Raw genomic sequence first — 13,757 nt, 5'->3', positions numbered from 1 at the left:
CTGGCCTGGCCTGGCCTGCGTGTGGGCGGGGCAGGGGGGCTTCAAGCGCTCGCTTGAACGACAGACAGCCTTGCCTATGCAGGCGTGAAGGGCTGCGATGGGGATAAATGAATCCTGGCGACAGCATAGGCTCAAGACGCTTCCAGCGAGCGGCCAAAGGTCACTGTAGGCTGGTGGTTGCCTCATCTGGTAAGGGCCGACTGCCGTGCCACAGGGGCTGGCAGCCTAAATTGTGGAACCCTCGTCCCTCTTGCTGCTCACCAGCCACGGTCACTTGAGCGATAGCCGCTAGTGAGCGACTCGCCTTCTCTGCATAGTCTCCACCCGGATCCTGTGTATTGGGGCACGCTATTTCTGCAGCATCGCCAGGGAGTGCTACTGCAATGTGGTTGAAGAACTGTTGGCTGTTATACCGCCGGGAATCCCCCAACGGATAGATGGGATGCATTAAGGATCGTCCCTATCTCGATGGCAGTACCCGGCGAATTCGATAGCTGAGTACGGATTTGGGCACTTCCAGAGCCAAGGCATCGCGCATAGCTTTTACACCTCAACTTAAACGAAGCATCGTCAGGATGCCTTTACCTAGCACTTCAACGGCAAGTCCCTTGGAACGAATGCTTTCACGAACATCGATTCTGCGCGTTGGCCGAAGCCAGAATCCGCATTGCGGCTTAGCAAAAAGGTATATCGAGCAGACACTGCAGCGCTCACCCCAACGGAATTCGTTGGTGAGCTGCTGACCCACTCAGCAAACGCTGAGGCCGATATCAACCCTAGGAGCCTGCACGTTCGGCAATGGAGCCAGGGCATTCAACTGGACAAGCACTGGGCGGAGGCCGCCGATAAAGCCGCACCGATTGGCTTAGGATCCACGTGATGTCCATGGCGCTCATTCTTCCCCTGTTGGCTAAAATCCGCCGTCACTTTTTATGGGGGCGGGATGTCGAATGGCGCAGATGGCCTTTTGATCTTCCTCTAGAATGCCCGAAACCAGATGAGCTGCCCTATGCCTGATTCGTCCGGGTCGCGCCCGTTGTCGGAGTTGCCGCTGGAAGAGCTGACCGCTTGCCATGAATGCGATCTGCTGATGCGTCGTCTGGCGTTGGCGGAGGAGCAGAAGGCGTGCTGCCCACGCTGCGGGTACGAGTTGCAGGTCCATCGCTCGAACATGGTGCGGCGCTCCCTGGCCTTGGTGCTGACCGCGTTGCTGCTGTACATCCCGGCCAATTTCCTGCCGATCATGCGGCTCAATATGTTGGGTCAGGCCAGCCAGGATACGGTGTGGAGCGGGGTGGTCGGGCTCTATCGCTCCGGCATGGAACCGATCGCGGTGCTGGTTCTGCTGTGCAGCATGGTGATCCCGCTGGTGAAACTGCTGTGCCAACTGGCGGTGTTGCTGAGCATCCGACAGGCGGCAGCGAGGGATCTGGGTATCTTGCTCTACCGCCTTTACCACGGGCTGCGTTCGTGGGGCATGCTCGAGGTGTATCTGATGGGCATCCTGGTTTCCATCGTCAAGTTGCTCGACATGGCCGAGCTGCATTTGGGCGTCGGCCTGGCCTGTTTCGTCGGCTTGCTGCTGGCCCAGGTCTGGCTGGAAGTGACCATGTCTTCCCATCAGGTCTGGGATGCGCTGGAGGACAAGCCCGATGCGCGCGATTGACGCCGGGATCCTGGTCTGCGGCCAATGCCATCAGCTCAACCGCCTGGACGAATCCGACACGCAGCGCTGCGGCCGTTGCAAGGCACGCCTGCACGCGCGGCGCCCGAACAGCATCGTGCGGACCTGGGCCTTGTTGCTGACGGCGCTGATCCTCTACATACCCGCCAACCTGCTGCCGATCATGACCGTGAATTTCTTCGGCAACGGTTCCCCCTCGACCATCCTCGGCGGCGTACTCGAACTGATCCACGCCGACATGCTGCCCATCGCGATGGTGGTGTTCGTCGCCAGCATCCTGGTGCCGACCTTCAAGCTGGTGGGCCTGGGCCTGCTGCTTTTCTCGGTGCAGCGCCATCAACCCATGTCGGCCCAGCAACGCATCCTCATGTACCGCTTCATCGAGTGGATCGGACGCTGGTCGATGCTGGACATCTTCGTCATCGCCATCCTGGTGGCGGTGGTGAGCTTCGGTAACCTGGCCAGCGTCAGCGCCAACCTCGGCGCCGCGGCTTTCGCTTCGGTGGTGGTGCTGACCATGATCGCGGCTGTGACCTTCGACCCCCGGCTTATCTGGGACAACACCGATATGGACGACGAGCATGCCTGAGCTGCCCACGCCTGTGACACGCAAGACCACCAGTTGGTCGGCCATCTGGATATTGCCCCTGATCGCGCTCGCCATCGGCGGCTGGCTGGGCTGGAAGGCCTTCAATGCCGCCGGGATCGAGATCGAGATCCACTTCGAGAACGGCGAGGGCATCCAGATCGGCAAGACCCAGGTGATGTACAAGGGCATCCAGGTCGGCAAGGTGACCGACCTGCATGTCAGCGAGGACATCCAGGGTGTCGTGGCGACCGTCGAAGTGCTCAAGCAGGCCGAGCCCTACCTGAGCAAGCAGACCCGTTTCTGGCTGGTTCGCCCGCGGGTTTCCCTGGCGGGCGTGACCGGGCTGGAAACCCTGGTCTCCGGCAACTACATCGCGATCGATCCGGTCAGGGGCGAGCCCGAGCGAACCTACACGGCGCTCGCCGAGCCTCCGGGGCTATCGGATAACCTGCCGGGGCTGCACCTGACCCTGAAGGCGGAGAAGCTGGGTTCGCTCGAGCAGGGCAGCCCGGTGTACTACCGGCAGATCCAGGTGGGACAGGTCAAGAGCTACCAGTTGGCCGAAGACCAGCGGACCGTGGAGATCAAGGTTCACATCGAGCCGGCCTATGCGCACTTGGTGCGCAAACACACGCGCTTCTGGAACGCCAGCGGGCTAGACGTTTCCGCGGGGTTGTCCGGTGTGCGCATCCGCACCGAGTCCGTGCTCAGCCTGTTGGCCGGCGGCATCGCATTCGCCACCCCCGAGCATCGCCAGGACAGCCCACCCACCGATCCTTCCATTCCGTTCCGCCTGTACGAAGGCTTCGATGCGGCCGACACCGGCGTGAGGGTACGCCTGCACATGGACGAGGTCGGCGGCCTCAGCCCGGGCAACACCCCGGTGATGTACAACGGCGTGCAGGTCGGCATCCTGAAGAAGCTGGACATGGACAAGAGCTTCACCAGTGCCACCGCCGAGCTGGCCATGGAGCCACGCACCGAGGATTTCCTGCTCGAAGGCACCGAGTTCTGGTTGGTTAAGCCCTCGATTTCCCTGGCGGGGATCACCGGCATCGAGGCCTTGGTGAAGGGCAATTACATCGCGGTGCGCTTCGCCAAGGAGGGCGCCCCGAGCCGCGAGTTCACCATTCGCGCCAAGGCACCGCCGCTGAACACCGACGCACCGGGTTTGCACCTGGTGCTGACCACCGAAAAACTCGGTTCGCTCGAAGTGGGCAGCCCGGTGCTGTACAAGCAGATGCGCGTCGGTTCGGTGCAGAGCTATCAGTTGTCGCGGGATTCCCAGCGGGTGGTGGTGGGCGTACACATCGAGCCGATGTTCGCCAGCCTGGTGAACGAATCCACGCGTTTCTGGAACGCCAGCGGCGTGACCCTCAAAGGTGGGTTGTCCGGGGTCGAGGTGAAGAGCGAGTCGCTGCAGACCCTGCTCACCGGAGGCATCTCCTTCGATACGCCAGACCCCAAGGCCGCGCGCATCACCGGGGTGCGTCGCTTCAGCCTGCACAAGGACGAGAACGAAGCGCTGGCCAAAGGCACGCGGCTGACTATCCGGGTGGACGATGCGGAGGGGTTGCGCGAAGGCACGCCGGTCCGCTTCAAGGGCCTGGAGGTCGGCAAGATCGAACGGGTGGCGCTCAGCGATGACCTGAGCGCGGTGGACCTGGAGGTGCGCCTCGTCGAGGCGAGCGACCGCATTGCCCGCGAAGGCAGCGATTTCTGGGTGGTGAAGCCGGAGCTGGGCCTGGCGCGCACCGCCAACCTGGACACCCTGGTCAGCGGGCAGTACCTGGAAGTGCGCCCGGCCAGCCGACCGGGCAAGGCGCAGACCCGCTTCGTCGCCTTGAAGAAGCCGCCGCTGCTGGAAACCCGCGACCAGGAGGGACTGCGCCTGGTGCTCAGCGCTCCACGCAAGGGGTCGCTCAAGCCGGGCGTGGCGGTGACTTACCGGGAGATCCAAGTGGGCAAGGTCACCCGGCTGGAGTTGGGGCCGACGTCGGACCGGGTACTGGTACACATCCTCATCGAGCCGCGCTATGCGCCCCTGGTGCGCACCGGTACGCGATTCTGGAACGCCAGCGGCATCGGTTTCGATTTCGGCCTGTTCAGGGGGGCGAAGGTCCGCACCGACTCCCTGGAAGCCCTGCTGGAAGGCGGGATAGGCTTCTCTACCCCGGACAACCCCACCATGGGCGGGCCGGCTCGCCCGGGCCAGACCTTCGCGCTCTATGAAGAGGCCGAGGAGGAGTGGCTGAAGTGGGCGCCGAAGATCGCCCTGGACAAGCCCTGAGTGTCGGCTGGGCGCCCTTTGGCGCCCGGGTCGGCGCTCGTCCGGCCAGGGCCCTTTCGCCAGACCCTCTACGAGGCGCCACGTCCCGCTGATGTCGCGCCAGTAAGGCTTCTTTATCGCGCCCGGGCGGCGCGCTCGAACCGGCCTGCGCCTTAACCGACCCCTGACCGACTGCTTCCTGCGTCCCGGCCCATCAGGCCGGGACGCCGCTGTCGTCCTTCGCCGGTTCGCGGCGCTTGATGTACTTCCAGTCCGCTTCGTCGATGTAGATGCCGTTGGGGCCGCTGCCGCCTTCCAGGTCGATCGCCACGTGGGCCGAAACCTGCGGCTTGACGCTGGCCAGGATCGGCACGAAGCCCAGTTGCAAGCTGGTCTCGATCAGCGCCTGCTGGTTGCGCTCGTCGATGTCCGCCGCTTCGTCGAGGTAGTAGGGCAGGCGCACCCGACCGGCTTGCTCGCGATCCATCAGGTGCAGCAACAGGTACATGTTGGTCAGCGCCTTGATGGTCATGGTGGTGCCGTTGGACGCCGCGCCGTCGATGTCGGTGTGGATGATCGGCTGGCCGCCCACCTTGGTGATCTCGAAGGCCAGTTCGAACAGGTCCTTCAAGCCCAGTTGGTTGTGATTGGCCGCCACCAGGCGGGCCAGGTATTCCTTGGCTTCCTCGTTCTTCGCGTCCTGGTCGCCGCTCTGCTGCAGGTCGAACACCGAGAGCGTCTCGCCTTCCTCGTATTGCCCGGCGCTGTGGATGATCTGGTCGATGTGCTTGAGCGCGTCCTTGTTCGGCGCCAGCACGATGCGGAAGCTCTGCAGGTTGGAGACCTGGCGCTTGTTGATCTCGCGGTTGAACAGCGCCAGCTGGTGTTCCAGGTTGTCGTAGTCGCTGCGGATGTTGCGCAGGGTACGGGCGATGTCGGTCACCGCGGCGCGGCGCGCCTTGGCCAGGGTCAGGGCTTCGTCCTGGCGGTGCGCGTAGGCGTTGATCAGCAGGTGCAGGCGACGTTCCTCGTCGTCCTCGCTGTCGAACTTGGCGACGCCCTTGAGGCGCACCTGGGCGTAGAGCGCTTCGATCTGGTTATCGATGCGTTGCAGAGCCTGCCAGGTATCCTGGTAGTCGTTGAGCAGCGGCAGCAGGTTGTCCAGGGAGTCGTCCACCGGATCCATGAAGGGCGTGCCGAAAGGCAGGTCGGCCGGCAGGAGCTGGCGCCGGCGCAGGGCGTCTTCCAGGGTACGCTCCTTGGCTTCCAGGTCGCCCAGTTGGCGGGCGATCAGCTGCAATTTGGCGGACAACTGCTGCACCCGCTCGGTGAAGGCGTCGCTGGCGCGCTTGAGTTCGTCCTGCACCGCTTCGTGGCGCGCCAGTCGTTCCAGCTTCGCCGGTTCCTCGGCGGCCAGGGTCTGGCTGCGGCGGAAGTCCTCCAGGGCTTTCTGCGCGTCCAGCACGGCCTGGTACAGTGCATCGGCCTGGGCCTTGCTGGCGGCGCGGTCGGCGGCGACCGCTTGCTGGGTGCGCAACTGCTTGAGCTCGCGCTCCAGCCGATCCTTCTGGTCGCGCAAGGCGGCGCGGTCGGCGAGGGCCTGCAAGGCCGGCGGCTCGATATGGGACAGGTCGATGGACAGGCCCGGTACTTCGAAACGTTCGCCCTTGAAGCCGTCCAGCAGCGCCTCGAGGGATTTCACCCAGGCGTCGTCCTCGCCCAGCTGGATGCCTTGCTCGCCGAGCGGCAAGCCGAACAACTGGCCGTTGAACAGGCGCATCAGGCGGTCGACGTCCTGCTGGGAGAACTCCTCGCGCAGCCGCGAGTAACTGTTGTTGTCGGCGTGCTCCAACTGCTGCTTCACGCTCTTCAGGCGTTTTTCCAGGTCGCTCAGGCGCTCGTGGAGGTCCTCGCTGGAGAACTGCCGCGACTGCGCCAGGGCGCCGGCCAGCTCGTCGTGGGCGTCCTTGGCGGCGAGCAGTTGCTGTTCCAGCACCTGGGCGTCGTCCACCAGGGCGAAGCGATTCTTCAGTGCCGAGAGCTCGCCGAGCCAGCGCTGGATGTCGCTGATTTCCCGCTCCAGGCGCATCAGCTCGCTGGTGCCGCCGCGTTGCTCGTGTTGCAGGTTGTCTTGTTCGTTGCGGTAGTGCTCGGCCTGGATCACCAGTTCTTCGCGGCGGGCGCCCGAATAGTCCTGCCAGGTGCCGAGCAGCGTATCCAGCAGCGGCGACAGGCGATGCAGCTTGCCGCGCAGGGTTTCGCGCTGGGCGACGCCGGCGGCCAGGGCCTCGATCAGCGGCCCGGCGGTGACCAGCGCCTGGTAGTCGCTTTCCATCCGGCGCACGTCGCGGAAGGCTTCCTCGGTGGCGGCGATGTAGTCGACGCTGCCCGAGCGCAGGCTGTGCTCGAAGGCGTCGAGGAACAGCTGCTTGAGCTTGGCCGCGGTGATCTCGCGCATGTGCAGCAGGTTGATGAACAGCGCGCGGAAGGTCTTCAGGCTTTGTTCGCTGGTGGAGCGCAGCGGGATCAGCGTCAGGTCCAGGGAGATCGAGGTGTGCCCGCCGACCAGCAGGCGGCGCAGTTCCTCGGGCTTCACCTCGTAGGCCTTGATGCCGTCGCGCTCCAGCGCGGCGAACAGCTCGCGCTGGCGCAGGCAGGTGCCGTTGCGCTGGTAATGGTCCAGGTTCAGTTCGCCGGCGTAGGCGAAGAACTGGTGGCCGAACCCGCCGCCCGGACCGCGCCCGGCCACGCCGATCACATGGGGCCCGTGGGGCAGGGCGACTTCGACGAGGATATAGCTGGTGTCCGAAGCGAAATAGAAACGCCGCGATTGCTCCAGGCTGTACTTGCCGAAGCTCATGTCGGACATGCGCGCGAGGATCGGGAATTGCAGCGCGTTGATCGAGGCGCTTTTGCCCAGGTTGTTGGCGCCGTAGACCGACAGCGGGTGTTCCAGGGGAAAGATGCCGAGGCTGTAGCCGGCGGTATTGAGCAAGGCGAAGCGGCGGATGCCGTAGCGTTCCTGATTCATCGAATGGTCTCCTCGCGCTCGGCGGCGATGGCGCGGGCCAGGGCGTCTTCTTCGGATTCGTCGGGCTCGGGTTCGTCGAGGCGAATCACCTCATCCTCGTCGCCGTCGTCGTCCGCCAATACCGGTGCCGGCAGTGGCAGGTCGCTGTGCAGCGTGGCGGCCAGGTCGCGGTCCTGCTGAACGGCGAGGCAGACGTCGAGGAAACGGTGCATCGGCGGGAGGAAGCGGTAGACGCCGTTGTCCTCGGCGGCGAAGCCGAGCTGGACCAGCCGGCGCATGATCTTTTCTTCCAGTTCTTCCTGGCTGGTCACCTCGGCCTGGAGGAACAGGTCACGGTATTTCTCCAGCAGCGGCGGCAACTCGTCGCGGCCCAGGCTGCCGCCGTCCAGCACCGCCAGCGGGTCGCGGCCCTGGTCGGCAAGGTGCTCGACGAGGATGAAGGTGAACAGCGCCAGGCGCTGGGCGGTCTTGTTCACCTGCGCGCCCATCTGCTCGGGGACGAAGTAGTAGAAGCCGCGGGTGTCGCACACCAGCTCGAACCCGAGCGCCTTGAACAGCGCGCGATAGGCGTCCTGTAGGCTGGACAGTTGGGTGTAGAGCTCTGGGTCGCGGCGGCTGACGTGGTAGCCCTTGAACAGCTCGCGAAAGATCGGCGCCAGCTGGGTGAGTTCTTTGAGGTCGATGTTCATACGCGATGCTCGCAGGCGGTCGTAGGGTGGAAAACCGCGCAGCGTTTTCCACCGGAAGGTTCGAGGTGCTGGGGGGCGGTGGACACGCAGGGCGTCGTCCAGCCCGCGCGAGGTTCAAGCATTGTGCGGGGCCACCAGCGCGAAGGAGCTCAGGCTGACCTGATGCTCCCGGGTGAGGTAGTCGCGGCGCTCCAGGCGTTCGCGCTGGAAACGGGCGTCGCGGGACAGCCGCGAGAACCAGTAGAGCAATTCGTCGGTGGCGCCCTCGGGTTCCTGCTCCAGCAGCCAGAGCATCAGGTCCGGCAGGGGCAGGGCGTTTTCGCAGCGTTCGAGCATTTCCCGCGCGGTGCGCGGCGCCTGTGGCGGCTCGCCCTTGCGGGTGGCGCTGGCGCGGGGGAACTGCGCGGGTTTCGGCTCGAAGCGGGCGAGGGCGTAGACGTAGGCTTCCACCTGTGAGGCGCTGCCGAGGAAGGTGCTCTGTGGCCGGGTGAACAGCGGCATGGCCGCCTGCGGCACGGCGTCCAGGCCCTTGCGCCGGATGGCGGCCAGGGCCAGCGCGGCGCCACGGGTCACGGCGTTGTGCCGGCGGGCTTCCTCGCGCAGCGGCAGCAAGAGTTCGCGGGCGCGGCGCAGGGTGAGCTGGGCGGTGGTCTGCATTTCCAGGATGCGCGCATGGGTGCGCAGCAGCAGGTCGTCGTCCACCAGGTGGCCGAGGCGCTGCTGTTCGCCGAGCAAGCGCAGCAGCACCTGCTCGACGCGGCGCACGCCCTGTTCGAAGGCGCCATCGGCGGCCACCAGCTGGATCATCGGCTCGACATACTCGTCCCAGGTCGCCAGCACCTCGGCGTAACGCTGGCGCAGGGGAATCTGCCGGTCGCTGGTCTTGGCCCGCTCGGCGACCCCGACCAGGGCCTGCTCGTCGTTGGCGAGCTTCTTCAGCACGTCGCGCACGCGCATGTCGAGCAGGCGCAACTGGCGCGCGAGGTCGTTGCCGTCGCGTACCTCGAAGGCGTCCTGGATATAGCCGGCCAGGCGCTCCAGGTGGCGCAGGTAGGCCTCGATCTCCAGGCACAGGCCGAGGCGGTGTTCGCGGCGCAGGTAGGCGAGGAAATCGTGGATCTGTGCGTTCAATTCGAAACGGTTCGGGCTCTTCGCCACCGGCACCAGGATGTCCAGGCGAATCCACTGGTCGAGCAGGGCGGTGATGTCGGTGGCATTGCCCTGGGGTAGCTGGGCGCCGAGCTGGATGCGCAGTTCGGCCAGGCTCAGGGTGCCGGTGTCGAAGCGTTCGCACAGGGGTTCGAGCAGGGTCCAGTGTTCGGCGAGGGCGCGCAACACGCGCTTGGGTTCGATCATCGAGGCCGGTCTTGATGCGTGATGGAGGGCGGCGATTGTACTGCACACCGACGTTTTCGCCTCGTACCCTGTCGGAAGCCCTGCACGTGGGTGACCAAACGCGGCAGAATGCGCCCTTGCGCCGCGCCTGGCCGGAAACCCCCACAGGGCATGCGGGGATTCACCGGCCATCGGCCGCTGGCATGTTTTCTGCCTCGAAAGGGGTTTACCCCGCGGTCGCCGCCCATGTCTTCCGATTCCGCCGAATACGCCGATGCCCGCTGGGCCGAGCTGCAACGCCAGAACGACCTCGATTGGGACCTGGATGCGATCACCGACCGGCGCGAGGCGATCGCCTTCCTGCAGCGCTTCGAGAACCGCCTGTGCATTTACTCGGGCTACGTCGAGAAGCTCTACAGCAACTACAGCCTGGTGGTGCCGGAAGAGGACCACGGGTTCATCACCATCCTCCCGGACGAACAGGCCTGGCACGACACCTTCCAGAACATCCCGGCGGATGCGGTGGAGCCTACCGGCATCCACATCCTGCCCGGCGAGACCATGGGCTATCACGGCCTCTACCTGAAGATCCCCGGCGATCATCCGCTCGCGGCCTCCCGCGAGCTGCCGTTCCAGGACGGCCTGAAGCTGCTGATCCAGCGTTACCAGGCGCGCGGGGAGAGTTTCCTGCCGGTGCTGATCAAGGGCGACCTGCGCGAATACGAGGCACGCATGCCCTCGCTGCACCTGCACCGGATCGACGCCGCCAAGTTGGGTACCCTGTCCCAGCTGGAGCTGAACGCCATCAAGGCGGTGATCGCCGATCACCTGATCGGGCTGTTCCGTCGGGGCTAGTTCGACGAGCCGCCGGGCGAGCAAGACCATGAGGTGGCGTGCTCAAGGCACTCCGAATGCGCATCCCGACCCGGTGTTTAAGCCGCCCCACGGCGGCCCGCCTCTCACCGGCCTCGGTGGAGGCCGCGCGCGTTCCGCTCGGGCGGGTGCGCGGGCCTGGCGGCGACGGCGCCTTTCCGCTGGCGGCGTTTCCGGCCACAATGCCCGCCGGGGTCGCCCGCCATCGGCGGCGACCAGGGTTCGTTCCACAGGTATTCCGCTTGATCGAAGAAAGCCGCCGCCGCGCCTACCTGAGCGCCATGCAGGTCACCACTTGGTTGCCGCGCACGCCCCTGCCGTTCGCCGCGCCTTCGCGCCCGGCCCTGCTGGCGCCCGCCCCCGCGCACGAGCCGAGGCTCCCGGCCATCGCCGGCGGCGCCTCCGCGCGGGAAGCCGGCGTGGCCCCTCGCGATACCCCGACAGTCACGCCGGGCGAGCCCGTGGAGGCGGCCGTTCGCGGCGAGAAACCCGCGGAGCTGCGGACGAGGCCCGAGCTGCCGCGTCCCGCTGAAAAGAAATCCCCCGCCCCGGTCGAGGCCGAAGCCCCGGCCCTGGCCGCTCCTGCGAAGGTCGCGCCGCCGCGTTTCGCCCTGCAACTGCTGCGCGCCGGCGCCTGCCTGCTGCTGGTGGAATTGCCCACCGGCGACGGGTTCCAGAGTCGCGATCCGGCCTACCTGCTGCTGAAGGACCTGCTGCGGGCCGCCGGCCTGCCGGACAGCCCGCAATTGCTGGGCGAACCGGTGCGCTGGCCGTTGTTGACCCGTGGCACCCTCGACCAGGGCCCCGACGCGGCGCGGGATTTCGTCCAGGGTTTCGTCGCCGCGCGGATGGAGGAAGGGCCGGCCTGCGCCTGCCTGTGGCTGGTGGGATTGCCGGCAGTGCGCTTCGCCGGCGAGGCGGATGCCGAAGCCTTCGACCGCGAACTGCAGGTGGACGGCCTCGGCCCGGTCTGGGCGCTGCCCGGCCTGGAAGCGTTGATGGAGGAGCCCGCGCGCAAGGCCAGCCTGTGGCAGGCGATGCGCCGGGTCCGGCGCCGCTGGCTGGGCGAAGCCCGGTGAGCGCGGCGGTGAGTTTCCGGCCGATGACCGAAGCCGACCTGGATGCGGTCCTGGCCCTGGAGCAGGCCGCGTTCAGCCATCCCTGGAGCCGCGGAATCTTCCTCGACGGCCTGAAGAGCTACGACTGCTGGGTGATGTTCGAAGGCGAGCGCCAGGTCGGCCATGGGGTCATCCAGATCATCCTCGACGAAGCCCATCTGCTGAACATCACCGTCCACCCGGGTTGCCAGGGTCGCGGCCTGGGCTTGCACCTGCTGGAACACCTGATGCGCCGCGCCTACGCCCGGGACGCGCGGGAATGCTTCCTCGAGGTACGCGCCAGCAACCTAAGTGCCTACCGGCTGTACGAACGTTACGGCTTCAACGAAATCGGCAGGCGACGCGACTATTACCCCGCGCCGGGCGGTCGCGAGGACGCGCTGGTGATGGCCTGCACCCTGCTGGATTGACCGGTCGGGCTGGGCCATCGCCGGCGAGCCCCGCGGGTTTCATTCCCCTCGGGCGCGCACAAAAAAACCGTCGCACCGGCTGGGCGGGCGACGGCTGGTTGCGCTGACAGGCCGCTCAGTGCGCCTTAGGATCGCGGTCCCGCGAGGAGTCCAAGGGGTCCTGGCGAGCCAGTTCCTCTTCGTCCAGGCCGTTGCCGCCACCGATCTCGTCTTCGTCCACCACGCTCAGGTCGCGGTCCGCCGGCAGGCCATGCCCGCGCTCATGGGCGGAGCGGGCACCGTCCTCGCGGATCAGGGTCTCGGGGCTGAGGTCGTCGTCGGTCGGCTGGTGGTCATCCACCGAACCGCCGGTGAGCCCGGCCTCGCGCAACCGCCGTGGCGGGAATTCTTCCATGACATCGTCCAGCGGGCGGTCATCGCCGATGCGACCACGGTTCTCGTCGTCCGGAAAATCCAGGGGCTCCATCGAGCCCATGCGGTCTTCGGTGTCGTCGATGGGCAGGGGTGTCTTGGGCGGTAAGGGCTTGTTCATGGGAGGCACCTCTTCTGAATGGGGTCTGTTCGGTTGACTGGTCGCCGCGGGAAAAGATTCCCCCTAGCCGCCGGGGGGCGACGCGCGTTGATCGCGGCGCGCGTCGTCGGCGAGCGCGGGTGACTTCGCGGCGGCGCGGCTTGTCAAAGCCGACGCACCCTCCGTGAGGTGCATTCGCCGGAAGAGGATGGGGATCGATGAGCGACCTGAAACAGCTGTTCGAGAACAATGCCCGCTGGGCCGATGCCATCAAGCAGGAAGACCCAGAGTTCTTCGAGAAACTGGCGCGCCAGCAAGCGCCCGAGTACCTGTGGATCGGCTGCTCCGACGCCCGGGTGCCGGCCAACGAGATCGTCGGCATGCTGCCGGGCGACTTGTTCGTCCATCGCAACGTGGCCAACGTGGTGCTGCACACCGACCTCAACTGCCTGTCGGTGATCCAGTACGCGGTGGACGTGCTCAAGGTGAAGCACATCCTGGTCACCGGCCACTACGGTTGCGGCGGCGTGCGCTCGGCCATGCGCGACACCCAGTTCGGCCTGATCGACGGCTGGCTGCGGACCATCCGCGACCTCTACTACGAACAGCGCGAGCACCTGGCGCAGTTCGGCAACGAGGAAGAGCGGGTCGACCGCCTGTGCGAACTCAACGTGATCCAGCAGGTGGCCAACGTCAGCCACACCACCATCGTGCAGAACGCCTGGCACCGGGGCCAGGCCTTGTCGGTGCACGGCTGCATCTACGGGATCAAGGACGGCCTGTGGAAAAACCTCAACGTCACCGTCAGCGGCCTGGAGCAAGTCCCGCCGCAATACCGCCTGCGGCCGCTCGGGGAAGTCTAGGCCCTGCCGATGATCCCTCGCATCGCCACCAGGGGCCGATGCGGACTGGACGCGCGGCCCTGATCGCGAGCGAGGTTCCCAGGGCGTATGCGCCGGCGATTTCGCCCGGGGCCGGGAGGCCCCGCATGAGCCGCATGCGCCTTGCATCTGCCCGCCTTGGCGAGGCCGAGACGACGGTCATCCCTGGCGCGCTCCGATGTTCCCGCGCCTTGGCTGCTTGCCCGGCGCCTCTACCGGACCGTTGAGCCGCCTCCAGGTCCCATTGAGGTTCAGTCGCTCCTTTAGGTTGACAAAGGATCAAGAAAGCGGAAGGCCATCACAGACCTGCTGTGCCCTTCCGCAGTAGCATGGCGCCATCATTTTTCAGGGTCGCGGCGAGCCCACC

At 66.1% G+C, this 13,757-nt stretch carries 11 protein-coding genes; 7 read left to right on the top strand and 4 right to left on the bottom strand.

The window, feature by feature from the left end:
- Positions 1 to 1,009: 1,009 nt before the first annotated feature.
- The 3 genes from OGL92_RS21535 to OGL92_RS21525 are packed head-to-tail and all read left to right on the top strand — an operon-like array spanning position 1,010 to position 4,563.
- Positions 1,010 to 1,666, top strand: a complete 657-nt coding sequence (locus tag OGL92_RS21535; RefSeq protein ID WP_263147808.1) for a paraquat-inducible protein A — start codon at positions 1,010 to 1,012, stop codon at positions 1,664 to 1,666.
- Positions 1,653 to 2,273 carry a paraquat-inducible protein A gene (locus tag OGL92_RS21530; protein WP_263147807.1) on the top strand — a complete coding sequence of 207 codons (621 nt, stop codon included), beginning with the start codon at positions 1,653 to 1,655 and terminating at the stop codon, positions 2,271 to 2,273. Before OGL92_RS21535 ends, OGL92_RS21530 begins: the two co-directional genes overlap by 14 nt.
- Positions 2,266 to 4,563, top strand: coding sequence for an MlaD family protein (locus OGL92_RS21525; RefSeq protein WP_263147804.1), 2,298 nt, complete (start codon positions 2,266 to 2,268; stop codon positions 4,561 to 4,563). The genes OGL92_RS21530 and OGL92_RS21525 overlap by 8 nt, the downstream gene beginning before the upstream one ends.
- A 193-nt stretch (positions 4,564 to 4,756) precedes the next feature.
- Here the strand turns inward: OGL92_RS21525 and mksF are convergent, their stop codons facing one another.
- The 3 genes from mksF to mksB all read right to left on the bottom strand — a co-directional run bounded on the left by mksF (position 4,757) and on the right by mksB (position 9,618).
- Positions 4,757 to 7,573: an Mks condensin complex protein MksF gene (gene mksF, locus OGL92_RS21520; RefSeq protein ID WP_263147803.1), complete on the bottom strand. Its 2,817-nt coding sequence runs from the start codon at positions 7,571 to 7,573 to the stop codon at positions 4,757 to 4,759.
- Positions 7,570 to 8,262 (bottom strand): Mks condensin complex protein MksE, encoded by a 693-nt coding sequence (gene mksE / locus OGL92_RS21515; protein WP_263147800.1) that lies wholly within the window; start codon positions 8,260 to 8,262, stop codon positions 7,570 to 7,572. Before mksE ends, mksF begins: the two co-directional genes overlap by 4 nt.
- Before the next feature lie 114 nt (positions 8,263 to 8,376).
- Positions 8,377 to 9,618 (bottom strand): Mks condensin complex protein MksB, encoded by a 1,242-nt coding sequence (gene mksB, locus OGL92_RS21510; protein WP_263147797.1) that lies wholly within the window; start codon positions 9,616 to 9,618, stop codon positions 8,377 to 8,379.
- Between the two features lie 225 nt (positions 9,619 to 9,843).
- Here mksB and OGL92_RS21505 point away from each other — a divergent pair, with 225 nt between their 5' ends.
- The 3 genes from OGL92_RS21505 (at position 9,844) to rimI (ending at position 11,998) form a co-directional block, all read left to right on the top strand.
- Positions 9,844 to 10,452: a hypothetical protein gene (locus OGL92_RS21505; protein ID WP_263147794.1), complete on the top strand. Its 609-nt coding sequence runs from the start codon at positions 9,844 to 9,846 to the stop codon at positions 10,450 to 10,452.
- Positions 10,453 to 10,712: 260 nt separating this feature from the next.
- The gene (locus tag OGL92_RS21500; RefSeq protein ID WP_263147792.1) at positions 10,713 to 11,549 is read left to right on the top strand and encodes a hypothetical protein; all 837 of its coding nucleotides are present in this window, start codon (positions 10,713 to 10,715) and stop codon (positions 11,547 to 11,549) included.
- Entirely contained in the window at positions 11,546 to 11,998 is a 453-nt protein-coding gene (gene rimI, locus OGL92_RS21495) for a ribosomal protein S18-alanine N-acetyltransferase (RefSeq protein ID WP_263147789.1), read from the top strand. The genes OGL92_RS21500 and rimI overlap by 4 nt, the downstream gene beginning before the upstream one ends.
- A gap of 115 nt (positions 11,999 to 12,113) precedes the next feature.
- Here rimI and OGL92_RS21490 read toward each other — a convergent pair whose 3' ends face one another.
- Positions 12,114 to 12,530, bottom strand: coding sequence for a serine kinase/phosphatase (locus OGL92_RS21490; protein WP_263147786.1), 417 nt, complete (start codon positions 12,528 to 12,530; stop codon positions 12,114 to 12,116).
- Between the two features lie 197 nt (positions 12,531 to 12,727).
- On the opposite strand from OGL92_RS21490, the gene can reads away from it, so the two are divergent.
- Positions 12,728 to 13,372 carry a carbonate dehydratase gene (can, locus tag OGL92_RS21485; protein ID WP_263147784.1) on the top strand — a complete coding sequence of 215 codons (645 nt, stop codon included), beginning with the start codon at positions 12,728 to 12,730 and terminating at the stop codon, positions 13,370 to 13,372.
- Positions 13,373 to 13,757: the final 385 nt, after the last annotated feature.

Origin of the sequence: Pseudomonas sp. RIT-PI-AD (assembly GCF_025642785.1) — a bacterium.
In the GTDB taxonomy this organism is placed as follows: domain Bacteria; phylum Pseudomonadota; class Gammaproteobacteria; order Pseudomonadales; family Pseudomonadaceae; genus Pseudomonas_T.
This window is presented reverse-complemented; position numbering and strand designations above follow the sequence as displayed.

Coding starts and splice junctions, on each gene's coding strand:
- mksB (WP_263147797.1), bottom strand. CDS start 9,618: ATGATCGAACCCAAGCGCGTGTTGCGCGCCCTCGCCGAACACTGGACC.
- mksE (WP_263147800.1), bottom strand. CDS start 8,262: ATGAACATCGACCTCAAAGAACTCACCCAGCTGGCGCCGATCTTTCGC.
- OGL92_RS21490 (WP_263147786.1), bottom strand. CDS start 12,530: ATGAACAAGCCCTTACCGCCCAAGACACCCCTGCCCATCGACGACACC.
- mksF (WP_263147803.1), bottom strand. CDS start 7,573: ATGAATCAGGAACGCTACGGCATCCGCCGCTTCGCCTTGCTCAATACC.
- OGL92_RS21525 (WP_263147804.1), top strand. CDS start 2,266: ATGCCTGAGCTGCCCACGCCTGTGACACGCAAGACCACCAGTTGGTCG.
- OGL92_RS21530 (WP_263147807.1), top strand. CDS start 1,653: ATGCGCGCGATTGACGCCGGGATCCTGGTCTGCGGCCAATGCCATCAG.
- can (WP_263147784.1), top strand. CDS start 12,728: ATGAGCGACCTGAAACAGCTGTTCGAGAACAATGCCCGCTGGGCCGAT.
- OGL92_RS21535 (WP_263147808.1), top strand. CDS start 1,010: ATGCCTGATTCGTCCGGGTCGCGCCCGTTGTCGGAGTTGCCGCTGGAA.
- OGL92_RS21505 (WP_263147794.1), top strand. CDS start 9,844: ATGTCTTCCGATTCCGCCGAATACGCCGATGCCCGCTGGGCCGAGCTG.